This is a genomic window from Sulfitobacter sp. SK011, assembly GCF_003352065.1.
Lineage (GTDB): Bacteria > Pseudomonadota > Alphaproteobacteria > Rhodobacterales > Rhodobacteraceae > Sulfitobacter.
In genome coordinates, this window is sequence record NZ_CP025803.1 from 541,675 (window position 1) to 564,256 (window position 22,582).

Annotated in this window: 24 protein-coding genes; 10 read left to right on the forward strand and 14 right to left on the reverse strand. The window is 57.5% G+C overall.

Going from position 1 to position 22,582, the window contains the following annotated elements:
* Nucleotides 1-121 precede the first annotated feature (121 nt).
* The 6 genes from C1J02_RS02595 to C1J02_RS02620 form a co-directional block, all read right to left on the reverse strand.
* Nucleotides 122-913 carry a phosphodiesterase gene (locus C1J02_RS02595; protein WP_114877016.1) on the reverse strand — a complete coding sequence of 264 codons (792 nt, stop codon included), beginning with the start codon at nucleotides 911-913 and terminating at the stop codon, nucleotides 122-124.
* Complete coding sequence (locus C1J02_RS02600) at nucleotides 910-1,719, reverse strand: carbohydrate ABC transporter permease (protein WP_114877017.1); 810 nt, start codon at nucleotides 1,717-1,719, stop codon at nucleotides 910-912. The genes C1J02_RS02595 and C1J02_RS02600 overlap by 4 nt, the downstream gene beginning before the upstream one ends.
* A complete protein-coding gene (locus C1J02_RS02605) occupies nucleotides 1,716-2,609 on the reverse strand; it encodes a carbohydrate ABC transporter permease (RefSeq protein ID WP_114877018.1) in 894 nt (297 codons plus the stop codon). The genes C1J02_RS02600 and C1J02_RS02605 overlap by 4 nt, the downstream gene beginning before the upstream one ends.
* 69 nt (nucleotides 2,610-2,678) lie before the next feature.
* Nucleotides 2,679-3,947, reverse strand: a complete 1,269-nt coding sequence (locus C1J02_RS02610) for an ABC transporter substrate-binding protein (RefSeq protein WP_114877019.1) — start codon at nucleotides 3,945-3,947, stop codon at nucleotides 2,679-2,681.
* Nucleotides 3,948-3,994: 47 nt separating this feature from the next.
* Nucleotides 3,995-5,017 carry an ABC transporter ATP-binding protein gene (locus tag C1J02_RS02615; protein ID WP_114877020.1) on the reverse strand — a complete coding sequence of 341 codons (1,023 nt, stop codon included), beginning with the start codon at nucleotides 5,015-5,017 and terminating at the stop codon, nucleotides 3,995-3,997.
* Entirely contained in the window at nucleotides 5,014-5,793 is a 780-nt protein-coding gene (locus C1J02_RS02620; RefSeq protein WP_114877021.1) for a DeoR/GlpR family DNA-binding transcription regulator, read from the reverse strand. Before C1J02_RS02620 ends, C1J02_RS02615 begins: the two co-directional genes overlap by 4 nt.
* A 251-nt stretch (nucleotides 5,794-6,044) precedes the next feature.
* On the opposite strand from C1J02_RS02620, the gene C1J02_RS02625 reads away from it, so the two are divergent.
* Nucleotides 6,045-6,929, forward strand: coding sequence for an HAD-IIA family hydrolase (locus tag C1J02_RS02625; RefSeq protein WP_114877022.1), 885 nt, complete (start codon nucleotides 6,045-6,047; stop codon nucleotides 6,927-6,929).
* Nucleotides 6,930-7,040: 111 nt separating this feature from the next.
* On the opposite strand, the gene rpsO is transcribed toward C1J02_RS02625, so the two are convergent.
* The 6 genes from rpsO to rbfA all read right to left on the reverse strand — a co-directional run bounded on the left by rpsO (nucleotide 7,041) and on the right by rbfA (nucleotide 11,343).
* Nucleotides 7,041-7,310 (reverse strand): 30S ribosomal protein S15, encoded by a 270-nt coding sequence (rpsO, locus tag C1J02_RS02630; protein WP_114877023.1) that lies wholly within the window; start codon nucleotides 7,308-7,310, stop codon nucleotides 7,041-7,043.
* A gap of 173 nt (nucleotides 7,311-7,483) precedes the next feature.
* The gene (locus C1J02_RS02635) at nucleotides 7,484-8,440 is read right to left on the reverse strand and encodes a calcium-binding protein (protein ID WP_114877024.1); all 957 of its coding nucleotides are present in this window, start codon (nucleotides 8,438-8,440) and stop codon (nucleotides 7,484-7,486) included.
* Between the two features lie 111 nt (nucleotides 8,441-8,551).
* Nucleotides 8,552-9,076: a DUF1643 domain-containing protein gene (locus C1J02_RS02640; protein ID WP_114877025.1), complete on the reverse strand. Its 525-nt coding sequence runs from the start codon at nucleotides 9,074-9,076 to the stop codon at nucleotides 8,552-8,554.
* Nucleotides 9,077-9,173: 97 nt separating this feature from the next.
* Nucleotides 9,174-10,097, reverse strand: coding sequence for a tRNA pseudouridine(55) synthase TruB (gene truB, locus C1J02_RS02645; protein ID WP_114877026.1), 924 nt, complete (start codon nucleotides 10,095-10,097; stop codon nucleotides 9,174-9,176).
* Nucleotides 10,098-10,192: 95 nt separating this feature from the next.
* The gene (locus tag C1J02_RS02650) at nucleotides 10,193-10,930 is read right to left on the reverse strand and encodes a phosphodiester glycosidase family protein (RefSeq protein ID WP_114877027.1); all 738 of its coding nucleotides are present in this window, start codon (nucleotides 10,928-10,930) and stop codon (nucleotides 10,193-10,195) included.
* Nucleotides 10,927-11,343 carry a 30S ribosome-binding factor RbfA gene (gene rbfA / locus C1J02_RS02655; protein ID WP_114880331.1) on the reverse strand — a complete coding sequence of 139 codons (417 nt, stop codon included), beginning with the start codon at nucleotides 11,341-11,343 and terminating at the stop codon, nucleotides 10,927-10,929. The genes C1J02_RS02650 and rbfA overlap by 4 nt, the downstream gene beginning before the upstream one ends.
* A gap of 84 nt (nucleotides 11,344-11,427) precedes the next feature.
* Here rbfA and dapB point away from each other — a divergent pair, with 84 nt between their 5' ends.
* Nucleotides 11,428-12,243 carry a 4-hydroxy-tetrahydrodipicolinate reductase gene (dapB, locus tag C1J02_RS02660; protein WP_114877028.1) on the forward strand — a complete coding sequence of 272 codons (816 nt, stop codon included), beginning with the start codon at nucleotides 11,428-11,430 and terminating at the stop codon, nucleotides 12,241-12,243.
* Nucleotides 12,244-12,325: 82 nt separating this feature from the next.
* On the forward strand, nucleotides 12,326-12,682 hold the full coding sequence (locus tag C1J02_RS02665) for a dihydrodipicolinate reductase (protein WP_114877029.1): 357 nt from the start codon (nucleotides 12,326-12,328) through the stop codon (nucleotides 12,680-12,682).
* 55 nt (nucleotides 12,683-12,737) lie between these two features.
* Here the strand turns inward: C1J02_RS02665 and C1J02_RS02670 are convergent, their stop codons facing one another.
* On the reverse strand, nucleotides 12,738-13,004 hold the full coding sequence (locus tag C1J02_RS02670; RefSeq protein WP_114877030.1) for a DUF1674 domain-containing protein: 267 nt from the start codon (nucleotides 13,002-13,004) through the stop codon (nucleotides 12,738-12,740).
* Nucleotides 13,005-13,113: 109 nt separating this feature from the next.
* Between C1J02_RS02670 and C1J02_RS02675 the strand changes: the two genes are divergently transcribed.
* Nucleotides 13,114-14,388: an RsmB/NOP family class I SAM-dependent RNA methyltransferase gene (locus C1J02_RS02675; protein WP_114877031.1), complete on the forward strand. Its 1,275-nt coding sequence runs from the start codon at nucleotides 13,114-13,116 to the stop codon at nucleotides 14,386-14,388.
* On the opposite strand, the gene C1J02_RS02680 is transcribed toward C1J02_RS02675, so the two are convergent.
* Nucleotides 14,389-15,141, reverse strand: coding sequence for a phosphate/phosphite/phosphonate ABC transporter substrate-binding protein (locus tag C1J02_RS02680; RefSeq protein WP_114877032.1), 753 nt, complete (start codon nucleotides 15,139-15,141; stop codon nucleotides 14,389-14,391).
* 175 nt (nucleotides 15,142-15,316) lie between these two features.
* Here C1J02_RS02680 and C1J02_RS02685 point away from each other — a divergent pair, with 175 nt between their 5' ends.
* The 6 genes from C1J02_RS02685 to C1J02_RS02710 all read left to right on the forward strand — a co-directional run bounded on the left by C1J02_RS02685 (nucleotide 15,317) and on the right by C1J02_RS02710 (nucleotide 22,490).
* Complete coding sequence (locus C1J02_RS02685; RefSeq protein WP_114877033.1) at nucleotides 15,317-17,065, forward strand: heparinase II/III family protein; 1,749 nt, start codon at nucleotides 15,317-15,319, stop codon at nucleotides 17,063-17,065.
* A gap of 17 nt (nucleotides 17,066-17,082) precedes the next feature.
* Nucleotides 17,083-18,669, forward strand: a complete 1,587-nt coding sequence (gene purH / locus C1J02_RS02690) for a bifunctional phosphoribosylaminoimidazolecarboxamide formyltransferase/IMP cyclohydrolase (protein ID WP_114877034.1) — start codon at nucleotides 17,083-17,085, stop codon at nucleotides 18,667-18,669.
* A gap of 12 nt (nucleotides 18,670-18,681) precedes the next feature.
* A complete protein-coding gene (gene lspA / locus C1J02_RS02695) occupies nucleotides 18,682-19,170 on the forward strand; it encodes a signal peptidase II (protein ID WP_114877035.1) in 489 nt (162 codons plus the stop codon).
* 51 nt (nucleotides 19,171-19,221) lie between these two features.
* Nucleotides 19,222-19,728, forward strand: a complete 507-nt coding sequence (locus C1J02_RS02700) for a DUF3035 domain-containing protein (protein ID WP_114877036.1) — start codon at nucleotides 19,222-19,224, stop codon at nucleotides 19,726-19,728.
* Between the two features lie 105 nt (nucleotides 19,729-19,833).
* On the forward strand, nucleotides 19,834-21,177 hold the full coding sequence (locus C1J02_RS02705) for a pitrilysin family protein (protein ID WP_254693262.1): 1,344 nt from the start codon (nucleotides 19,834-19,836) through the stop codon (nucleotides 21,175-21,177).
* On the forward strand, nucleotides 21,174-22,490 hold the full coding sequence (locus C1J02_RS02710) for a pitrilysin family protein (RefSeq protein WP_114877037.1): 1,317 nt from the start codon (nucleotides 21,174-21,176) through the stop codon (nucleotides 22,488-22,490). The genes C1J02_RS02705 and C1J02_RS02710 overlap by 4 nt, the downstream gene beginning before the upstream one ends.
* Nucleotides 22,491-22,582: the final 92 nt, after the last annotated feature.

Below are 22,582 nucleotides of genomic sequence, written 5' to 3' on the forward strand. Positions count from 1 at the left end.
CGTCGGTATGACGTCGGTTTCTTTCGCCCAACAATGTAGAGACAAAGGCGATGTGCGCGCTGCTGCACTGCTGTGGAACGCTATGCTTCGTGGAAGGCGGATTTTCTTTCAGCGGGCAGACCTAGAACGGGAACGGTCCGGCCCCTGCAACTGGCCCGATCCGCACAGATTGAAAGCCCGCATTCCACCGGTGAAGCACACATCCATCTTCGAGCGTCATGAATCCCACAGGTGCACCGCCACGCACATCATAGGCGAATGTGCTGCAAGGTGACGGCGCTGAGATCGCGATGTGACCTCCGATATCCATCACCATCATACTGTGAATATGACCGCAGACGATCCGCAGCGGGCCTTTATGATCAGCCACTATCGCCCGAAAAGCGTCGCGATTTGTCAGCCCGATGTCATCCATGAACTTGATCCCGGATGGGAAAGGCGGGTGGTGCAGCGCGACCAGAGTTGGCGCGGTCTTTGTTTTTGCCAATGTCGCTTTGAGAAATGACAGGGACTGGGCCGAAAGGACACCTTTGCCCGACCCTTCTGCAAGGGTATCAAGGCCGATTACCGTCATCTCACCGATTTGCGTGTCCCAATTCAGCCGGCCTTGCGCGGGCAACTGGTAGGCAAAGGCCACGCGCATCGGTTCGCGCGCATCGTGATTGCCGGGAATGACCAGCAGCGGCAGGTTCAACCGCGCCATCAACGTCTTGAACCGGTCGTAGCTTGTCGGGCTGCCATCATCGCTTAGATCGCCGCTGACCAGTACGGCATCAATCGGTCCGATCTCGTCGCGGATCGTTTGAATACGGGTGATCAGTCGCGCCAAAGCCTCTGCCGTATCCAACCGTCCCGACACCAATGCGCCCTCGGGCACGATATGCGTGTCCGAAATTTGCAGGATTGTGGTCATTTGATCCCCGCGCGCAGGAATGCTTGCACGAACTGGCGCTGGAAGATCAGGAAAGCAATCAGGAGCGGGGCGACCGACATCAGGGTCGCGGCAGAAATCACACTGATATCCACACCGTTTTCCGGCGCACCAAAGATCGAAAGGCCAACTGTCAGGGGCCGTGTGTCAGGCGAATTTGTCACAATCAGCGGCCAGAGGAAATTGTTCCAATGGGTTGAAACCGACACCAGAGCATAGGCCAGGTAGGTGGGTTTCGCCAACGGCACATAGACCCGCCAGAGAATGCCCAAAAGCCCGCAGCCTTCGATCCTTGCGGCTTCATGAAGTTCTATGGGAACGCCCTTGAAAGCCTGCCGCATCAGGAAAATGCCAAACGCACTGGCCATATAGGGCATGCCGACGCCGAGAATTGTGTCAAACAAACCAAGGCGCGAGACCATCGCATAGTTTTCCACGATCAGCACTTCGGGCAGGATGAACAGCTGCATCAGCACCAGTATGAACACGTAGTCCTTGCCCGGAAACTGTAACTGCGCAAAGGCAAAGCCTGCAAGCGTGGTCAGGATGAACTGACCAATCAGGATCACCGTGACCAGCATGAAGGTGTTTATGAAGTACTTAAGCCAAGGCGCGCCTTCCCAGGCGACGCGGAAATTGTCCATTGTCCAGGGCGCGAACAGGTTCAGGTTGACGGCGTCGGAGGTCGAGTGGGTCGCGGCCCAGAAGGCAAACAACAAAGGTGCAATCCAGATGATTGCCAAAAGGATCGCGCCAAAGCTGTCCATGAAATTTGTAAGGCTCTTCATTGGTAGTGCGTCCTTTTATCAAGGTAGAGGAACTGCACCGCGGCCACGATCCCAAGCACTGCGATCACAAGGATCGTCATGGCGGCGGCGTGGGGCGCGTCAAAGAAGGCAAAGGCCATTTCCCAGATGTAGTAAAGGATCAGCTTGGACGCGTCCGAAGGCCCGCCCTTGGTCAAAATGAACAGATGATCAATCAGCTTGACCGAGTTGATCATTGCGTTGACGGCGATGAACAGCGTGGTGGGCATCAACAGCGGCAGCACGATCCGGCGAGTATAGGTCCAGCGGCTGGTGCCTTCGATATCGGCGGCTTCCTTGAGGTCTTCTGGAATTGTCTGTAATGCGGCGAGGTAAAAGATCATAAAGAACCCTGCCTCTTTCCAGATTGTTACAATGATGATCGCCCAAAGCGCTGTTTCGGGCTGGCCCAGCCAGTTGACCGAAGGCAGCCCAAAGAGGCTGCCGATCTGATCCAGCACGCCCAATCCGGGGGTATAAAAGAACAGCCACAGGTTGGCGGCGGCAATCATCGGCAGCACCGTGGGCGTGAAATAGGCGGTCCGCACGAATCCCCGCGCAGATATCTTTGAATTGGCCCAAAGCGCCATTGCCAACGCGATGCCGATGGAAACGGGGATCGTGACGCCCGCGTAGAGCAGATTGTTTTTGACCACGAGCCAGAAGGTCGGATCAGCGAACAGGTCCGCATAATTTTCGGTGCCGATGAATTCTGTTGGGTTGCGGCGGGTGCCGCGGGAAAACATGCTCGACCAGAGAGTCGCGATCGACGGATAAAACGCAAAGACCGTCAGCAACACCGCGGCAGGTGACAACAACAGCCAGCCGTAGATGGCCTGTCTGCGGCGTTCAAGATTGGCATGGGCGGACATGGGCGCGTCTCCGGGTATGGGGGAGGTGGCGGGGCCGATGCAAGGGATGCACCGGCCCCGCCGACAAAGTTACTGGTATGCAGCCAGCAGGCGCTTTGCGGCTTCTTGTGCTTCGCCCAAGGCATCCGCAGGGGCCTTTGCCCCGGTCAGCGCAGACTGAATGGCGTTGTTCAGGCCATCACGCACACGCGCTGTTTCGAATGTCGAGAATTCAGCAACTGCATTTTCCAACTGATTGCGGGCCACCAGTGCCGGCGGAAATTCAGCGGTATATGCCTTCAGCGCTTCAGTCTCGTAGGCGGCTGGTGACACGCCCATATAGCCGGTCGCGATGGACCATGCAGCAGCCTGCGCTGGGGCTGTCATGAACTGCATCAGCTTGAGCGCTGCGGCACGTTCTTCATCAGTTGTGTTTTTGAACAGATAGAAGTTGCCGCCACCCGTAGGTGACCCTTTGCGCACATTGCCGGGCAGTTCCGCCACACCAAAGTCAAAGCTTGCGCCGTTCTTGACCGCTGTCAGGTTGCCTGTGGAATGCCACATCATCGCCGTTTGCCCTTCAAGGAACGCCTGACGCAATGTGCCCCATTCAACAGTGCCAGTAGGCATGATGCCATGTTCAGCCGACAGTGATTTCCAGAACTCAAGCGTTTCGACCACGGCGGGATCGTCAAAGTACGTCGTCAGACCGTCGTTCGACATAACCTCTTTGCCATTCTGGATCGCAAGCGCCTGAAACATCCAATAGGGATAGCCGGTTGAGGGGATCATCAGCCCATAGGTATCGCCCTGCGTCAGCGCCTTGCCCATTGATACCATTTCATCCCACGTGGTTGGCGGTGCTTCGGGGTCCAAGCCTGCAGCGCGGAACATGTCCTTGTTGTAATAGGCGACGATGGTCGAACGCTGAAACGGAATGCCCCATGTCTGACCTTCGATCAGGCTGTTGGCCATCAATGCCGGATAAAAGCTGCCGAGCCATTCCTTGTCGGCATCCGTGGTTGCAACCTCTTCGAATGGCACAATCAATTCCTGTTCGATCAGGTCATAGGCATCAATGGAAAACATGACAGCAAGCTGTGCCGCCTCACCCGATGCAAGGGCGGAAAGCGCGCGCACGCGTGTGTCGTCGTAGTTGCCGGAATAGATCGCGGTGACGTTGATATCGGGGTTTTCAGCCTCGAAATCCGCGACAATGCCGTCCACCACCTCTGTGAGCGCGCCCCCGACCGCGATGGGGTAATACATTGTCAGTTCGGTTTCGGCGCTGAGCGGGGCAGCAAGGCCAGCCGCCATCGCAGTGGCCAATCCCAATCCCGTTATTGAAAATAGTTTCATGTCGTTCTCCCTTGTTTTGATCTTTGTCTTTATGGCGTGATAAGGTATTACCGTGCCGCCATCCGTTGTCCTGACCCGTCAAAGACGTGCAGGTTGTCGTCTTGAAACGTAATGTCGATCTCTTCGCCCTCGGCCATCAGCGACAGCCCGGACCTCAACACGCAGAGACCCTCGGTATGCGCATGGTCCAGCCCAATCAGTGTTTCCGATCCCAGAAATTCGCTTTCGGTGACGATGCAGCGCAGGCGGCCTTCGCCCTTTGGGACGATCTGGATATTCTCGGCCCTGATGCCGATGGTCTGATCCGCACCGAACCCGTCCAGTGCGGCAGATCCGATCAGCGCCATCGGGGGGGCACCGACAAATTCGGCCACGAAAGTGTTGTTGGGCTTGTTATACAGGTCCTCTGGCGCGCCGATCTGTTGGATATGACCGTCTTTCATCAACACAACCGTATCCGCCATGCTCATCGCTTCGGTCTGATCATGGGTCACGTAGACGACCGTGATGCCCAGATCGCGCTGCAGTTTCTTGATGTCCTTGCGCACCGAATTACGCAGCTTTGCATCGAGGTTTGACAGGGGTTCATCCATCAGGCACAGGCGCTGACCGGCCACAATCGCACGGGCAAGTGCGACGCGCTGACGCTGACCGCCCGACAGTTCACCAGGCTTGCGATCCTCATAGCCCAGCAGGCCCGTGATCTCTAAGGCGCGGTGCAGCTTTTGTTGCCGCTCTGCCTTGGGCACACGCCGCACTTTCAGGCCGAACACAACGTTTTCGGCAACCGACAAATGCGGGAACAGAGCGTAGGACTGAAACACCATCGACAGGTTTCTGTCGGACGCCGCACTTGTGGTGACATCCTTGCCGTCGATCAGGATTTGGCCTTCATCCGGCAATTCCAATCCAGCCAGCAGGCGCAGCGTCGTCGATTTACCACAGCCCGACGGCCCAAGCAGCGCGGTAAAGCTGCCCTCGGGAATATCCAGCGTGATGCCTTCGACGCCAAGCTGGCCATTCCAGCGCTTCGCCACGTCCTTGAGCACAACAAATGGGGGTGTTGTCATGTCGCTTCTCCTTCGGCCACCAGCAGCCTGTCGTTTACTTTTTCGAGCAGCGGCGCAAAGGTCTCGCCCGGCCGCCGGTCAATGATGATGGTGTCAATATCGGCGATGTTGTCACCAAGGGCCGGCGCCTGCCGTCCGAACTTTGACCAGTCGACCACCAGAATGGACTTTTGCGCATTTGCACGAATTTTTTGTGTCGCGCGGACTTCAGTTGTGTGAAATTCCAAGAGGCCGCCGTCACTGGCAACACCGGCCGCGCCAAAGACAGCAAACCCGGCCCGGAAACGCCCGAAAAAATCCAGAACTTCGTTCCCCAGTATGTCGCGATCTGGCAGACGCAGTTCACCACCCGGCAGGATGATCCGGTTGGATACCTCTTCGCTCAACGCCATCGCAGCGCTGAGATTATTGGTAATGATCGTCAGCCCTTTGCGGCCGCGCAGCGCCTGCGCCACACTCAGAGGGGTGGACCCGATCGAGATGAATACCGTTGATCCATCGGGGATCAAGGCCGCTGCGGCCTGTCCGATGGCGCGTTTACCCAAAAGGTTGGTGCCTGCGCGTTGATCGAACGGGGTGTTCAGAAACTGTTCGCTTAGCTCTATGCGGCCATGAACCCGGTGCAGCATGTCGCCTTCGCACAATGCATCCACGTCGCGCCTGATGGTTTGCATCGAGACATCGAAACGCTCGGCGAGCGAGCCGACAGTCACAGCGCCCTGCTCTTGAACAAGAGACGTGATTGCTTCTCGCCGACTGCGCTTTTTCGATGACATTCTGCCCCCCGAATCCCGATCTTGACTTTACGCTAGGTCATAAAAAGCAACAAAACAACAAAAAAGATGGGCGAATTTTTGGGGTTATTACCTGAATGGGGTCGTGTTGGCGGCGGTTTTCGATAGAATACTGTAAATCTATTGCGAGATGACGGAATAAATGTTGTTTTGTTGTTTACGCCTGTGTTCTGGCTCAGTACCCTCAGAGATGCACAGAAGACTAAACGACCACTGACAAGCGCGGGGACTTCATGCTTACGACGCAATCAATCTTTGATCGCTATCAGGCCGTCCGCAGCCGTTTTCCAAATGTTGCTGCCCGAACAGAAACTGTCGATATCACCTGCCTTCTGGATATCGCCGACGACGTTGATGCCTTTGTTTTTGATGCCTTCGGGGTGCTGAATGTGGGCGAAACCATGATTCCGGGGGCTGATCACAGGCTGGATCAGCTGCGCGAACGGGGCTGCGCCATTCGTATCCTGACCAACGCCGCCAGCTATGACCGCAGCGGCGCTGTCGCGAAATTCAAACGTCTGGGGCTTACACTCTCAGATGATGAGATCATCACAAGCCGCGAGGCCGCATTGCTTTACCTGACCCAAGGGCAATGGGGTGTTATTGCTGCGGATACGGACCGGCTGATCGACCTGCCTGCCACTGCGTTGCGCTTGGGCGATGATCCGAAAGACTATGATATGGTAGACAAATTCCTGTTCCTTTCGACGTCCAATTGGACAACCGACCGTCAGGATTTGTTAAAACAAGCCATGCAGAACCGCCCGCGGACACTGTTCATTGGCAACGCCGATCTGGCGGCCCCGCGCGACGATGGGTTTTCCGTGGAACCCGGCCACTTTGGTCATCTGATTGCAGACCTGTTCCCTGAAAAGGTGCGATTCTTCGGAAAACCTTTTCCCGAGGTTTACGACCTTGTTGAAGCAACGCTTCCCGACGTGCCGAAAGATCGGATCGCAATGTGTGGGGATACGCTGCACACTGACATACTTGGGGCTGCGGCACGCGGATGGCGTACCGTTCTTGTGACTCAAGATGGATTGTTTGCCGGGTACGAAACAAACACCTTTTCGAATAAGTCGAACCTTTTTGCCAATTGGCGGCTGGGCCGTATTTGATGATCGGGTTTTTCCCCGCTTCTCGCAGGCTTTTCGCCATGCGGTGCCCATGAAAAAACCGCCCTCTGTTGCCAGAGCGCGGTTTCATATTCTTCAACGATGCCTCAGCGCTTAGCGGCGCAGGCCCAGACGTTTGATCAGGTCCTGATAGCGGGCCTCATCCTTGCCTTTGACATAGTCGAGCAATTTGCGGCGGGTCGCGACCATTTTCAAAAGGCCACGGCGACCGTGGTTGTCTTTCTTATGAGTCTTGAAGTGTTCTGTCAGCGTCGCGATGCGCGAGGACAGGATGGCGACCTGTACTTCTGGCGATCCTGTGTCGCCTTCTTTGGTGCCAAAGTCCTTCATGACTTTTGCTTTTTCTTCCAGTGTAATCGACATCGGGGTCTCCTTTGCGGAAAAGTTAAAATGAATGGCGCAGGCCGGGATGTCGTCCAGCTCAGGCCCATGGAGGCATCACATGCCAATCAGAATCAGCAGGTGATGGGCGCGTATAGGAAAATAGCTTGGGAATGGCAAAGACTTATTGCCATAGCGGTTCGGCTGCCCGCTGGTCAGGCGGTGATCAATCCGCTGGTAAATGCGGAACTGAGCGGGATCAGCATCACCTCAGCGCTGTCCAACGCCGTTTCGCCTGTGACATTTGCCACGATCACATCACGCATAAAGATGTTTAGAAGGCCCGCCTTGTCAGGATCGGCCACAATCGAAACCTCTGGTGCTTCGCTGTCAGCGGCGCTGTCATCCCAGACAAACAGCAAGGCGTCATCGGTTGGCACGAAATCTGTGATATGTGCCGCGTGACCTGCGCCAATCCAGTCCCCCATGACGATCTGATCGGCCCCATCACCCGTGGTCACAATATCGTCCTGACCAGCCAGAATCACATCATCGCCACCGCCACCGTTCAGGAAATCCTGGTCATCGCGGTCTTGAATTCCTGCTGTATCGGGGTCATCGACGATGCCATTCAACACATCAGCACCCCATCCCCCAAAAAGAACGTCCTGTCCCGCGCCACCCTCAAGTGTGTCGTTGCCCAGGCCGCCTTGCAGGGCATCGGAACCTTCCTCACCAAAAAGCTGGTCATCACCCTCGCCCCCGTGAAGGGAATCCTGCCCGACACCGCCATAAAGGATGTCATCATCACCGTGGCCCATCACACTGTCGTCGCCATCATCCCCATGAATGTCGTCATTGCCTTGATCCCCATGGACAGTGTCGTCGTCTGGCCCGCCAAAAAGCGTGTCATCGCCCCCGGCACCATGAACATCATCATTGCCGGCCCCGCCATCTATGGCATCGTTGCCGTCATAACCATTGATCTGGTCGGTGTGGTCGCCGCCGGTAATGAAGTCCGCATCAGCACTGCCCAGAATGATGTCGTCTTGTGTAGCCATGCGGTTTTCCGGTGTGCCCGGCTGGTCGTCGCCGTCCAATTCTTCGCTCAGATCGACATAGACCGCCGTGCTGACCGCCATCAAACCCATCAACCCTGCCAACCACAACATCTGATCATCCTAAAAAGCGGGTCTTCGGCCCAACCAGTACCGCCCCGGCGCAGATAAACCACGCAACCGCGCGGTCGCCTAAGCCAATAGAGTTAACTGGTTAATGGGCCGTTAAAGGGTGACCTGATCGATTGACCACGAAATGGGTTGTTGGGAATAGGGCAGGTAGAGCGGATGTTTAGGGTGCCCTGCCTTCGATAAACCCAAATGGAACAATGATTTGCCCTGTCGGGACAGCATGTCAGCCACAGCAATGCCCCGATCCAGATGCGCACCATGAGTGCCCCATGCCGCGATGATGTGGTCGGCCCACAGCGCACCTTCTTTCAAGGTTGAATCATTTTCAGGGCCAACAGGATCGGGGGCGGCACGCATGTCGCGTGGATCCGTGGCGCGCCACGCAAAGATGTTGGTCACGCGAAAACCGCCGTACCCCAGCGCCCGCGCCCGACGTTCACAGCGTTCAACAGTTGGGTCGTTCTGCACTTCGGTTGCGGTTGACGGGTTGAGCATCACGAACATCACCTTCTTGCCCGCCGGGTCCCAAATGCGGCCAAGGCTATAGCGGTATCTCTCGCAGTCGGAATAGACCGCAGTAGAGGGCGCATCGCCTTTGGTGTGTGTTCGGGTGATCATGGTTTGGTTGTGCCAATCCTAGCGTCTCGGTGCAATTCGATTGGCAGACAGTCTGGAATTGGCCTGATTGGTGCGGCATCGCAATGAACGGCATCACTCAGTCGTTGCCTGACGAAGATACATTAAAAACCCGTGTGGGATGAAGTTCGCCTGATTTGAAGCGGCCAACAGCAACAGCTTTGCCGTCAAAGGACGCCCAGCATTCGTCGCCGTATTCAACATCATGTGCGATGACCATGCCGGGATTGCCATTGCGCAGGCGGACGGCACCTTCTGCGGTTGCCTTGACCTCAGGCAAAGCGTGCAACCCCTGCTCAAGCGGCAAGAGGTGCGCATCAAGCTCGGGCGTGCGGGCCATCGCCTCAACCTCTTCCATGGTCAATCCCTCGGACGCGTCAAAGGGCCCTGACCAGATACGCCGCAATTCGCGGACATGGCCGAAACATCCCAATGCCTGCCCCAGGTCCCGCGCGACAGATCGGACATAGCCGCCCTTGCCGCACACCATTTCTAGTGTCACGTGATCCGCATCCGGTCTGTCGGTCAAAAGCAGGCTCTCCACCCAGAGGGGCCGCGCCGCCAAATCCATCGCTTCGCCGTCGCGGGCGCGTTTGTAGGCGCGTTCCCCGTCAATTTTAACCGCAGAAAACTGTGGCGGCACCTGTTCGATATCACCGACAAAGGCACCCAGCGCCGCCTTTATTGCCGCATCATCCGGGCGCATATCAGATGTCTCAAGTATTTCCCCTTCGGCGTCATCGGTGTTTGTCGATGCCCCCAGGCGCACGGTGAACACATAGGCTTTCAAGGCATCGGTGATATAGGGCACAGTTTTTGTGGCCTCACCCAGTGCCACGGCCAGAACCCCGGTCGCATCCGGATCCAGCGTGCCAGCGTGGCCTGCTTTCTTGGCATCCATTGCCCAGCGCACCTTGTTCACCACCGCCGTTGAGGTCGGCCCGGCGGGTTTATCGACCACCAGCCAACCTGAAATATCCCGACCTTTGCGTTTGCGTGCCATGTTCACTCTCTTTGTTGACCAAAGTGCCACTTAACGCGCCAAAGCGTGACTGCCCAGACCCAAGTTTGAAAAGAACCCGAACGGGCAAGCGGCCGCTATCTGGCTGGCTCAACCACGCCAATGATCGGGCCCAGCGCGCTAAACCCTGCATCGTCCCGGCCCAGTTCGGGGGCACGCAGGCGCGATACATTCCCATCAAAATAAAGCGCATTCGGCATCTTGAGGTGGTCGCGAAAGAGAACACCGAAATCATAAAAATTGACCGTGTTGTCCGAAATCGCAAACACCGCACGGGTGCCATCCGCCGTGGTGCCGACACCGTTGCGGATGTAGCGTGACGTCCCGTCTTTGAGAAACTTTGGGTGCAGCGCACCATCAATCACCAGCATCGGACCAGATTGTGTGGCAGAGACGCAAGGTGGCTTGTCGCGCAAAAACGCTTTGGTTTCAAAAACATCTGCCCGACCGTCCCGAAGGCACAGCACACCATTGGGCAGCAGACCAAAATTGCCGGGACCATCGCTGCTGATCACACGCTGGACCTCTTGCCCGTTTTCGACATAATGGCCCACCGGCGCGCGGTCTTCGTGAAACATCCCGGCGTTCATCGCAAAGCCAAGATGCTGACCGTTTGCAGTCAGGGCTGCTTCAATATTGCCAAAATGTCCGTAAATCTGGCCATCCTCATCCTTGAGGAAAAGCTGCAGGTTTTCCTGCGTCAGATCGACCTCGCAAATTGAGTATTTATTGCCAGCGTAGGTTTCGGACCGACATGTCGCAGCGTCCGCTGGTCTGGCCACAAGAACCAGAGCCAAGAGGACAAGCAGCCTCATTCGTCCGGTGCCTGATCCGGGGCATTGGCATCCCGGCGCACAATATCCTGGGCCAGCATCCGCCGCGTTTCGTCCATCTGGTCAAAGGTCTGATCCAGCTGAAACCGCAAATCCGGCGCAAATTTGAGCGTTAGTTTCTTTGAGACCATGCGCCGCAATTCGCCTTTGTTGCGCGCCAAAAGCTGCAGCACCTCATCCTTGCCTTGCCCGCCCAATGGCAAAACATAGGCGGTGGCGATCTTGAGATCTGATGACGTGCGCACTTCGCCGACGGTGATCGACATGCGGTTGAGTTCGGGGTCGTGCACATCGCCACGCGCCAGAACGTCTGACAAAGCCCGTCGAATGGTTTCACCCACCCGAAGCTGTCGTTGCGATGGGCCTGTGCCCTCATGAAACTTGTTCTTTCCCATGGCTTCCATCTAAGACGTCCAGCAGCCTTTGCCAAGCCGCGCCATGCAGGCTAAACCAAACCAAATTGACCAAGGAGCGCGATCATGACCCAAACCCCCGGTATCGCCATCACAGGTGCCTCAGGCCGTATGGGCCAGATGCTGATCACGCAGGTTTCAGCAAGCGATCGGATGCGGTTGGTTGGCGCGATTGAACGACCCGGCCATGCGTGGGTGGGTCAGGATGTAGGCGTGGCCATGGGCGGCGCACCTTTGGGTGTGACGGTCACAGACGATCCGCTGGACGCCATTGCACCCGCGCAAGCCATCATTGATTTCACCGCGCCCAAAGCAACACTTGAGTTTGCTGCGTTCGCAGCGCAGGCCCGCGCCGTACACGTCATCGGGACAACCGGCATGACCGAGGATGAGATCGCGGCCCTTGAACCAGCTGCCCGCCATGCTGTGATCGTGCGCGCCGGCAACATGAGCCTTGGGGTGAACCTGTTGACCCAATTGACCAAACGGGTCGCGGCCGCGCTGGATGAAGATTACGACATTGAGATCATCGAGGCCCATCATAATCAGAAGGTTGATGCGCCCTCTGGCACGGCGCTGATGTTGGGTGAAGCGGCAGCATCGGGCAGGGGTGTAACGCTGGCCGAGGTTTCGGACCGGGCGCGTGACGGCATGACCGGCGCGCGCCGAACCGGCGACATTGGTTTTTCAGCCATCCGCGGTGGCGATATTATCGGAGAACATGACGTGATGTTTGCCGCTGCCGGTGAACGGATCATCTTGCGGCATGTCGCCTCTGACCGCTCGGTGTTTGCGCGTGGCGCGCTTAAGGCAGCACTTTGGGGGCTGAGGCAGTCCCCCGGTCAATATGATATGCTTGACGTTCTGGGCCTGTCTGATTGAGCGTCGAGAGGTTCTTCAACAAAGATGAAACCAATCGGGCGGTTGAAACGTATCCTTTATAACCAGTCAAAGGAGATGCGCCTTGAAATTATCGTTTGCCTCCATTTCCGCTTGTGTCCTCGCTTTGGCAACACCTGCCTTTGCGGATTATGAACAGGTCACAACCAAAGCCGATTTTGTTGCGCTGGTCGCGGGAAAGTCACTGACGCGTCCCATGGTGAAGTTGTCGGTGCTGCCAAACGGACAAATCTCGGGCATGGGCGCAGTCTGGGAGATTACGGGGCAATGGCAGTGGAAAGGCAACTATCTTTGCCGCAGCCTCGAATGGGGCGGTGACGATCTGGGCTACAACTGCCAGTCGGTCGAAGCGGATGGGGCCAAGATGCGCATCACTTCTGACAAGGGTACCGGTCAGTCGGCTGAGTTCAGGCTGCGTTGATCATTTGAGCCATCAAAAAGACTCACAGGTTTTCGTAACAACGGTTCGGCCCTGATCAAAAATCGACCGCAAGACCTTTTTTCTCCCAATCTCCGTATCTGACAGGCTCCGGCCCGTCCCGACCGCCTAATTCCGGCGGCAGATTTATCACTTTTTTGGCCTTCCGCCGCTCTTCAGCCTCAGCCAGCGCGCGCATGGCGGCTGGTGGTAGGTCGGGCTTGGGGTCTGGCGGGGTCGGGTTGGGCACGTCGGGGGCGGGGTTTTCCCTTGGCTTGGGCTGAGGCGGCAGGTCCGGTCCGGGGGGTGACGTAGGATTTGGCATGGGGTCCTCTTGAGGCAACTTCCACCTTGATATACGTCCCGGATTACCGCAGACAACCCATGCCTTCAGACATGCCCGCAAGGCTGGCCCCCAGATAGAAAGTGACCTCATGGCAGATACAGGCGTTCAGGCCCGAAAAAGTGCCGTCTATTTGTTGGATCAGATACTGGGCGAAGAGCCGCGCCTGATGTCTGAACTTTTGGCCGGTGGTGCGCTTGATAAACTGCCCCCTGATGACCGCGCCCGCGCGCAACGTCTGGCGCTCGAAACGCTGCGCGGCATGGAACGGGCGGATCGCTTGCTGCAAAAATACTTAAGCTCATATCCACCCCTGACCATCCGCAACGTCCTGCGCGTTGGCACGATAGAGCTTTGCCAGGGCGGTGCCGCGCATGGTGTGGTGAACGCAATGGTCAATCTGGTTTCGGGTCACCGCACCCTGAGCCATCTCAAAGGACTGACAAACGCCGTTCTGCGCAAGATCGCTACAGAGGGGCCGGACGCCTGGGCCGCCCTGCGCGCGCCGCGTTTGCCCAAATGGTTGCGCGGTCCACTGACCGAAGCCTGGGGGGCCGAGGCAATGGCCGCCATTGAGGCCGCACATTTCGCGGGCGCGCCGCTGGACCTGACTGCGAGACGCGATCCTGTGGCATTGGCCGAGGCCGTTGGCGGCGTGGTGCTGCCCAATGGGTCGGTGCGGGTTCGGGATGCAGGGCAAGTATCCGCAATGCCGGGGTATGCAGAGGGCGATTGGTGGGTTCAGGACGCCGCCGCGGCGTTCCCGGTTCAGGTTCTGGCCCCGCAAAAGGGCGAAAATGTGCTTGATCTATGTGCGGCACCGGGGGGCAAGACGATGCAACTGGCAGCACTTGGGGCACAGGTCACGGCCGTCGACAGCTCTGCGTCGCGCATGGTGCGGGTCAAGGAAAACCTTGCACGTGTGCATCTGCCCGCCAAGACGCGTGTGCAGGACGCGCGCGAGGTGGCAGGTGAATATGATGCCATTTTGCTGGATGCCCCGTGTTCGGCCACCGGCACGATCCGACGGCACCCTGATCTGCCCTATGCCAAGGATGGGTCTGAATTTGGCGATCTGATCGAACTGCAATCGGAGTTGATCGACCATGCGTGGTCATTATTGAAACCCGGTGGCCGGTTGGTTTTCTGCACCTGTTCACTCTTGCCTGATGAAGGCGAAGTGCAGGTGGACGAGGCATTGGAGCGTCACGCCGACATGACAACGGATACCGACGCTTTGGATGTGCCGGGGATTGATCCTGACTGGCACACCACCGAAGGCGGCTTGCGCCTGCGCCCGGATTATTGGGCCGATCGGGGTGGGATGGATGGTTTCTACATCGCCTGCCTGCGCAAGGCAGGTTGATCAGCTGTCACTTTCTGGCGGGTTGGGGACGGCCAGATAGGCCTCTTTAGGGATCGGGATCAGTCCCTGAATGCCCATCGCTGCACGATCCGGACCTTCCAATGCTGCAATTGCGGCGCTGACGGCGTCAAATGTTGCTGGTTGGTCGGCACCGGCAGCAGCGATATAGGGCAAACCGGGGGTCGGGGATGTCCATTCCAGCACCCGCAGGCGCTCTGCAAAAGGTTCATACCGCGCGATCAATCGCCAAGACACAGCGTCAAGTGCCGCAATGTCCGCCTGACCCTCTGCCACGGCGCGGGCAGAGGACAAATGACTGTGGCTCTGCACCCGATCTGTGAACCAGAACCCAAGCGGTTTTGTGTGGGCATAGGGTGCCGCAAAACCTGATTGTGAAAACGTCTGGTTAAAAGCGAATCTCGCATCTTTGAAGTCTGGCAGCGCCCCGCGTGTGTCATCCGCCCGCACCACAATCGCGCTTTTGTAGTATCCCGGCGGGCAGTCGGGCACGCCGAAGTCAGGTGTGCCGATCAGCGTGACCTTGTCGTGCAACCATTTCCGGTAGGGCATCCCACAGGTTTGGCTAAGCACCAGATACGGATCGTTCCATACTTTGAATTCATCCACATCATGGGACAGGGCCAGAGGGGCGGCAACGCCCCGCGCGGACAATTCAGCACGGATCAGACCCCAATACCGCGCATGTGCCGCGTCAAGCTCGGGGCGCATGTACATCATCAGGCTGGCGATCATGAACTGGTTTCCTTTGGATATTTCGCCCGGAAGTTAATATGTGCAAGCAGCTGGCAAACGCCCATTTGCGACCAATCCCGCCGATTGCCAGAAAAAATACCAAAATGCGGTGACTTGCAGGTTGACTCAGGGTATGCTTGCGCCAAACGCCAGCAGAGCGTCAAGGGCAGCACATATGTTAAACACCACCAGTCTGAAGGCGCGCAAAGCGCGTTTTCTCAATCTGTGGCACGCAAAGGTCGCAACCCGTACCCGTGCGCAGGTCAAAGGATTTGTATCCTCGCCGGAACCCCGCACCATCGGGTCCTATGCGCGTGGGCGGCAGTTGGTGGCAGGCAATTACCTGTTTGCAGGGACATTATTGAACGAACCGGGCACGTCCATCTGGGATGTGGAACCGCCTGATGCGGCATATGCCGAAGAAATTCACGGGTTTGCGTGGATGGACGATCTGGCCGCTGTCGGCGACGTTGCAGCACGAACTGCGGCACAAAACTGGCTGTGGGCCTGGATTGACATTTATGGCAAGGGCAAGGGTCCGGGATGGACACCTGATCTGACGGGGCGCCGGTTGATCCGCTGGATCAATCACGCGCTTTTTGTGCTGCGCGGGCAGGAATCGGATCAAAGCAAAGCGTTCTATCGCTCGTTGGAACAGCAAACCCAGTTCTTGTCACGGCGCTGGCGCGGGGCCGCCCCCGGATTGCCGAGGTTTGAGGCGTTGACGGGCCTCATTTACGCGGGCTTGTCGCTTGAGGGGCAGGAATCGCTGGCCGATCCGGCCATCAAGGCTTTGGCGCGCGAATGCACATCGCAAATAGACAACCAAGGCGGTTTGCCGACACGCAACCCCGAAGAATTGCTTGCTGTATTCACGCTTCTCACATGGGCTGCGGCGGCGCTGAGTGATGCGGGCCGTGGTGCGCCCAAGGAACATCTTGAAGCCATCGAACGCATCGCACCCACCCTGCGCAGCCTGCGGCACGCCGATGGTGCCCTGGCACGGTTTCATGGCGGCGGCCGCGGCGCTGAGGGGTGGTTGGATCATGCGCTTGCGGCGTCCAATGTACGGGCCACTCAGCCAGACGGGCTGGCCATGGGGTATGCGCGACTGTCGGCGGGCCGCACCAGCGTGATCATCGACGCGGAAACACCGCCGTCGGGTGCAGCGTCTGACAACGCCCATGCCTCAACGCTCGCTTTTGAACTGACCTCGGGGCGCAGGCCCCTGGTGGTCAACTGTGGCTCTGGCGCGTCCTTTGGTGCCGATTGGCGCAGGGCAGGTCGGGCCACACCGTCACATTCAACGCTGTCTTTGGGGGGCTATTCAAGTGCCCGGCTTGCCGAACCGGATCGCCACACCGGTCATGAGGCGCTGATTGATGCGGCGACCCATGTGCCCGTCGAGATCAGCCAGATGTCCGACGGCATTCGCTTTCAAGGCGGTCACAACGGATATGTCGCGACCCATGGTTTGACCCATGCGCGGACGCTTGAGTTAACGCTGGATGGGCGTGGGCTGGCGGGTGAGGATATGCTGCTGGCGTTGGAGGACGTTGAGAAGAGGCGTTTTGACCGCGCTCTGGATGCCGGCAAGTTGAAAGGCATTCAGTTTGATATACGGTTTCATCTGCACCCTGACGTCGATGCGACCCTCGATCTGGGCGGTGCTGCGATCTCTATGGCGCTCAAGAGCGGTGAAATATGGGTGTTCCGCCATGACGGCACACATAATCTCAAACTCGAAGCAGGCGTCTATCTGGAAACCACGCGGCTGAAACCACGTGCTGCACAACAGATTATTTTGACCGGAATGGCATTTACCTATGCCACACGGGTCAGGTGGTCCTTGTCCAAAGCGCAGGAAACTGCGATTGGCGTGCGGGATCTGTCACGAGACGATCCTTATGCCGAAGAAGACTGACCAGAGGACCTCTGCCCATGCCCGACCTGCACCCCGTCAAACGCGCCCTGCTTTCTGTATCTGACAAGACCGGATTGATTGATCTAGGCAAGGCTCTGACGGCGCATGGGGTTGAATTGCTGAGCACGGGTGGCTCGGCCAAGGCATTGCGCGATGCGGGGCTTGATGTCCGCGATGTGGCAGATGCGACCGGATATCCGGAAATGATGGACGGCCGCGTCAAGACATTGCACCCCGCAGTGCATGGCGGGTTGCTGGCCCTGCGCGACAACAAGGATCATCTGGCCGCGATGGACACCCATGGCATTGGCGCAATTGATCTGGTGGTGGTGAACCTCTATCCGTTTGAGGCGACGGTGGCCAAGGGGGCGGACTATCCTGAGGTTATTGAGAACATCGACATCGGTGGCCCGGCGATGATCAGATCAGCGGCCAAGAACCATGGCTTTGTGACTGTTGTGGTCGATACGGAAGATTATTCTCAGGTGATTGCCGAACTGGATGCCCATGCCGGTCAGACGACCTATGCCCTGCGCCAACGTCTGGCCCAGACCGCCTATGCCCGCACGGCGGCCTACGACACAGCGGTCAGCACATGGATGGCAGAGCAGGTCAGTGAAACACCGCGCCGCCGCACCTTTGGCGGAACCTTGGCGCAAACCTTGCGGTATGGCGAAAACCCCCATCAGCACGCGGCGTTCTATACCGATGGCAGTGACCGCCCCGGCGTGGCAACGGCCACCCAGCATCAGGGAAAAGAGCTGTCATATAACAACATCAACGACACCGATGCGGCGTTTGAACTGGTCAGCGAATTTGCACCCGCGAACGGCCCCGCCTGCGCGATTATCAAGCACGCCAACCCATGTGGCGTTGCAACGGGCAGCACCATGATCGAGGCCTACACGCGCGCCTTTGATTGTGACCGCACCTCGGCGTTTGGCGGCATCATCGCTTTGAACCAAATCCTTGACGGTGAAACTGCGGAAGCCATCAGCGGGATATTCACCGAAGTTGTGATTGCGCCCGGTGCTGATGCAGACGCCATGAGTATTTTTGGCAAAAAGAAGAATCTTCGGTTACTGACCACAGATGGGTTGGCTGACCCCACACTGGCAAAGCTGGCGGTGCGGCAGGTGTCGGGCGGATATCTGGTGCAGGACAAGGATGTGGGTCGGATCACCCGTGATGATCTGAAAGTTGTGACCAAGCGCGCGCCCTCTGACCAAGAGCTCAGCGATTTGCTTTTTGCCTGGACGGTTGCGAAACACGTTAAATCCAATGCGATTATTTATGTCAAAGATGGCGCCACAGTCGGCGTGGGCGCGGGCCAGATGAGCCGCGTCGACAGCACCCGAATTGCGGCCCGCAAGGCACAGGACATGGCCGAGGCGATGGGCCTGCCGGCCCCCTTGACACAAGGGTCTGTTGTGGCATCTGACGCGTTCTTTCCCTTTGCTGACGGGTTGATCACCGCAGCAGAGGCGGGGGCAACGGCACTTGTTCAACCGGGCGGGTCGATGCGCGATGACGAGGTGATCGCGGCTGCGGACGCGGCTGGTCTGGCGATGGTCTTTACCAACATGCGCCACTTTCGGCACTAAGAGGGGCAACAGATGCGCAATTTTATCTGGGCCGGATTTGCCGCCTTTCTGATCGATCAGGCCAGCAAATATGTGGTGATCCACATGATGGAACTGGCCCGCATTCGGTCGATTGACGTGTTGCCGCCTGTTCTGAATTTTCGGTATGGCGAAAATCGGGGCATCAACTTTGGCCTTGGCGATGGCGTCAGCATCTGGTTCTTGATCGTCCTCGCGTTGGTTATTTGTCTTGCTGTTACCCTGTGGCTGCGACGATCAGAACAAGGGTTCTGGGCGCAAATAAGTGGTGGCCTTCTGGTGGGCGGGGCACTTGGTAACGTGGCGGATCGGCTGATCTATGGCTATGTGCTTGATTTTCTTAATATGTCTTGTTGCGGCATCAATAATCCGTTTGTTTTCAACATTGCCGACATCTTTATCTTTGCGGGTGCGTTGGGCTTGGTGTTGTTCACAACCGACAAAAAGGCACCTCCGAAAAGCGCTGTGCAAAAACGACAGTGACATTGACCACCTGCCTGCGATATTGAGGGGCAGACCCAAAGGAGACGACCCATGCGCCGTACGCTCATATTAGTCCTGATCCCCCTGACCCTTGCGGCATGTGCCAGCACCGGGTTGAGAGACCTGCGTACGAATTCAAGCGGTCCCGATGAGTTCCGGGTGGCCCCTGTCAAAGCCCTTGAGGCACCAAACAGCTACGCCAGCCTGCCTCCGCCAACACCGGGTCAGGCGAACCTCACAGATCGTTCAGCGCTGAATGAAGGGATTGCGGCATTTGGGGGCCGGCCCGAAGCCGCAGGCGGTGGTATTCCCGCAAGCGACGGTGCATTGGTGCAACATGCCAGCCGATTGGGTGTGACGCCGGGTGTGCGACAGCAATTGGCCGAAACGGATGCTGATTTCCGCAGGCGCAAGGCGCGCCTTACCCAGTACCGCATTTTCCCCACCGACAATTATGCCAAAGTCTATCGCCGTCAAACGCTGAATGCTGAGGTTGAGGCCGCACGTTGGCGCCGCGCGGGTGCACGCACGCCTTCCTCGCCACCTGCTATCCGTTAAACAGCAATTGGTGAGCGCCTGCCTGCTCACTTTTTTGCGCAGTGGGTTGAATGTGGGGTGCAACGGCGTACCTACCTTTCAATGTTATACACCAAAGGATTGATGATGTTCCGATCGCCGATTTTTGCGGCCCTGATGGCCTTTGTCCTTGTGCCTGTCAGCGCTTTCGCGAGCGACAACGAAGCCGTGACATATTTTACCCTGGAAAACGGCATGGACGTGGTGGTGGTCGAAGATCATCGCGCACCGGTGGTACAACAGATGGTCTGGTACCGTGCCGGGTCTGCTGATGAACCAAAAGGATCGTCGGGCGTTGCGCATTTTCTGGAACATTTGCTGTTCAAGGCGACGGACAAGATGGAATCGGGCGAATTTTCGGCAACGGTTTCGGCCAATGGCGGACGTGACAATGCCTTTACCAGCTATGATTTTACTGCCTATCACCAACGGGTCGCGGCGGACCGTTTGGAACTGATGATGCAGATGGAAAGCGACCGGATGAAAAACATCCGTCTGACGCCAGAGAACATCGAAACGGAACGCGATGTCATCCTGGAAGAACGCAACCAACGCACTGAAAACAGTCCCGGCGCGCTGTTTAATGAACAACTGAAAGCAGCCCAATACCTCAACCATCGCTATGGCACACCTATTATCGGCTGGAAGCATGAGATGGAGCAGCTTGATCTGCAAGATGCGCTGTCTTTTTATGGGCTCTACTATTCCCCCAATAATGCGATTTTGGTGGTTTCCGGTGATGTGAGGCCGGACGAGGTGAAAGCACTCGCCGAAAAATACTATGGTGTGATCCCTGCCAATCCTGAATTGCCGGCACGGCTGCGGACCGAGGAGCCTCCGCAAACCGCAGAACGCCGTTTGCTGTTTCGGGACGCACGGGTGGCGCAGCCCTATGTCAGCCGGTCCTACCTTGCGCCAGAGCGTGACACGGGCGCGCAGGAACAGGCGGCCGCCCTGACCATACTCAGCGAGATTTTAGGGGGTGGCACGACATCCTACCTGACCGAAAAGCTGCAGTTTGACAGGCAAATTGCGACCTATACCGGTGCTTTCTACAATGGGACAGCGCTGGATGACACGACCTTTGATCTGGTCGTGGTCCCGACCGCTGGCACCAGCCTGCAGGATGCCGAAGATGCCCTGGATGAGGCGCTGACCGCTTTCATGCAGGAAGGCGTCGATGCAGAGCAGTTGGACCGGATCAAGTTGCAGATCCGCGCAGAACAGATCTATGCGCGCGACAATGCAGATCAGGTTGCCAGCCGATATGGTCGGGCGCTGGCCATCGGATTGACAGTAAGCGACGTGCAGGATTGGCCCAAGATCCTCGAAGCTGTGAGTGCTGACGATATCATGCAGGCCGCTGCCGCAGTTTTTGACCGCCGTGCGTCCGTCACCGGATGGTTAATGAAAGAGGGAGCAGCGCAATGAGAGTGTTAACGGCACTTTTCCTGATGATGATCGCGGCATTGCCGGCCCGTGCAGAGGTGAACATTCAATCGGTCACCAGCCCCGGTGGCCTGACCGCTTGGCTGGTTGAGGAACATACGATCCCATTTGTCGCGTTGGAACTGCGGTTTCGCGGTGGTGCTTCGTTGGATGCGCCCGGCAAACGCGGTGCCATCAATCTGATGACCGGATTGCTTGAGGAAGGGGCCGCCGACATGGACGCGCGCGCGTTCAGCCGCGCATCCGAGGCGCTGGCCACAAGCTTTGGATTTGAAGTCTCAAGTGACTCCCTGTCGATTTCAGCGAGGTTTTTGACGGAGAACAGAGAGGCGTCTGTCGCGCTGTTGCGGGCCGCTTTGCAAGAGCCGCGCTTTGATCAGGAAGCCATTGATCGGGTGCGGGGGCAGGTTTTGTCAATCATCCAATCGGATCAAAAGGACCCTGATGACATCGCCAGCGAAACCTTCAATCGTATCGTATTTGGCGATCACCCCTATGCCTCATCGCTCAACGGAACACTGGACAGCGTTGCGGCGCTGACCCGTGATGATCTGATTGCAGCGCATGATGCGGTATTGGCACGTGACCGCATTTACATTGGTGCCGTCGGGGACATTACGCCCGAAGAACTTGGGGTACTGATGGATGATCTGTTGGGCGATCTGCCTCAAACAGGTGCGCCAATGCCGCCGCGTGCCGAGGTCACCATCCCACCCGGTGTCACCGTGGTGGATTTTGCCACACCGCAATCTGTGGCGCTGTTTGGTCAAAAAGGGATCAAACAAAGCGACCCGGACTTTTTCGCGGCCACCATCCTTAATCATGTCCTAGGGGGTGGTTCCTTTGAAAGCCGCCTGATGAATGAGGTGCGCGAAAAGCGCGGGCTGACCTATGGGGTCTATTCATACCTGGTGCCCCGCGATTTGGCAGAGACTTATATGGGGTCGGTCAGTTCGGCCAATGACCGGATCGCTGACGCCATTGACGTGATCCGCGATGAATGGGCCAAGCTGGCCCGTGACGGCGTGACAGAAACGGAACTGCGCGATGCCAAGACCTTTATTACCGGGTCTTATCCGTTGCGTTTTGATGGCAATGGTCCGATTGCCAGCATCCTCGTTGGAATGCAGATGCTGGGGCTGCCGATTGATTACATCGCGACCCGCAACGAAAAGGTTGAGGCGGTCACGCTGGATGATGTGAAACGCCTGGCGGACGAGTTGCTTGACCCTGAGGGGTTACATTTTGTGGTGGTGGGTCAGCCGGTCGGTCTTGAAACCACTGCCGGGAATTGATGCCGTACGACCATTGGTTAATGGGGAATCTACTGTGCGAAATACGGCCTTGGCTTTGAGAAGGCCAAGGCCGTTTTGCATTTATTTGCCAG

Coding starts and splice junctions, on each gene's coding strand:
- C1J02_RS02685 (WP_114877033.1), top strand. CDS start 15,317: ATGTTAAACACCACCAGTCTGAAGGCGCGCAAAGCGCGTTTTCTCAAT.
- truB (WP_114877026.1), bottom strand. CDS start 10,097: ATGGCACGCAAACGCAAAGGTCGGGATATTTCAGGTTGGCTGGTGGTC.
- purH (WP_114877034.1), top strand. CDS start 17,083: ATGCCCGACCTGCACCCCGTCAAACGCGCCCTGCTTTCTGTATCTGAC.
- C1J02_RS02680 (WP_114877032.1), bottom strand. CDS start 15,141: ATGATCGCCAGCCTGATGATGTACATGCGCCCCGAGCTTGACGCGGCA.
- C1J02_RS02640 (WP_114877025.1), bottom strand. CDS start 9,076: ATGATCACCCGAACACACACCAAAGGCGATGCGCCCTCTACTGCGGTC.
- C1J02_RS02620 (WP_114877021.1), bottom strand. CDS start 5,793: ATGTCATCGAAAAAGCGCAGTCGGCGAGAAGCAATCACGTCTCTTGTT.
- C1J02_RS02610 (WP_114877019.1), bottom strand. CDS start 3,947: ATGAAACTATTTTCAATAACGGGATTGGGATTGGCCACTGCGATGGCG.
- C1J02_RS02650 (WP_114877027.1), bottom strand. CDS start 10,930: ATGAGGCTGCTTGTCCTCTTGGCTCTGGTTCTTGTGGCCAGACCAGCG.
- C1J02_RS02595 (WP_114877016.1), bottom strand. CDS start 913: ATGACCACAATCCTGCAAATTTCGGACACGCATATCGTGCCCGAGGGC.
- C1J02_RS02600 (WP_114877017.1), bottom strand. CDS start 1,719: ATGAAGAGCCTTACAAATTTCATGGACAGCTTTGGCGCGATCCTTTTG.
- rbfA (WP_114880331.1), bottom strand. CDS start 11,343: ATGGGAAAGAACAAGTTTCATGAGGGCACAGGCCCATCGCAACGACAG.
- dapB (WP_114877028.1), top strand. CDS start 11,428: ATGACCCAAACCCCCGGTATCGCCATCACAGGTGCCTCAGGCCGTATG.
- C1J02_RS02615 (WP_114877020.1), bottom strand. CDS start 5,017: ATGACAACACCCCCATTTGTTGTGCTCAAGGACGTGGCGAAGCGCTGG.
- C1J02_RS02700 (WP_114877036.1), top strand. CDS start 19,222: ATGCGCCGTACGCTCATATTAGTCCTGATCCCCCTGACCCTTGCGGCA.
- C1J02_RS02670 (WP_114877030.1), bottom strand. CDS start 13,004: ATGCCAAATCCTACGTCACCCCCCGGACCGGACCTGCCGCCTCAGCCC.
- C1J02_RS02675 (WP_114877031.1), top strand. CDS start 13,114: ATGGCAGATACAGGCGTTCAGGCCCGAAAAAGTGCCGTCTATTTGTTG.
- C1J02_RS02710 (WP_114877037.1), top strand. CDS start 21,174: ATGAGAGTGTTAACGGCACTTTTCCTGATGATGATCGCGGCATTGCCG.
- C1J02_RS02635 (WP_114877024.1), bottom strand. CDS start 8,440: ATGTTGTGGTTGGCAGGGTTGATGGGTTTGATGGCGGTCAGCACGGCG.
- lspA (WP_114877035.1), top strand. CDS start 18,682: ATGCGCAATTTTATCTGGGCCGGATTTGCCGCCTTTCTGATCGATCAG.
- C1J02_RS02605 (WP_114877018.1), bottom strand. CDS start 2,609: ATGTCCGCCCATGCCAATCTTGAACGCCGCAGACAGGCCATCTACGGC.
- rpsO (WP_114877023.1), bottom strand. CDS start 7,310: ATGTCGATTACACTGGAAGAAAAAGCAAAAGTCATGAAGGACTTTGGC.
- C1J02_RS02705 (WP_254693262.1), top strand. CDS start 19,834: ATGTTCCGATCGCCGATTTTTGCGGCCCTGATGGCCTTTGTCCTTGTG.
- C1J02_RS02625 (WP_114877022.1), top strand. CDS start 6,045: ATGCTTACGACGCAATCAATCTTTGATCGCTATCAGGCCGTCCGCAGC.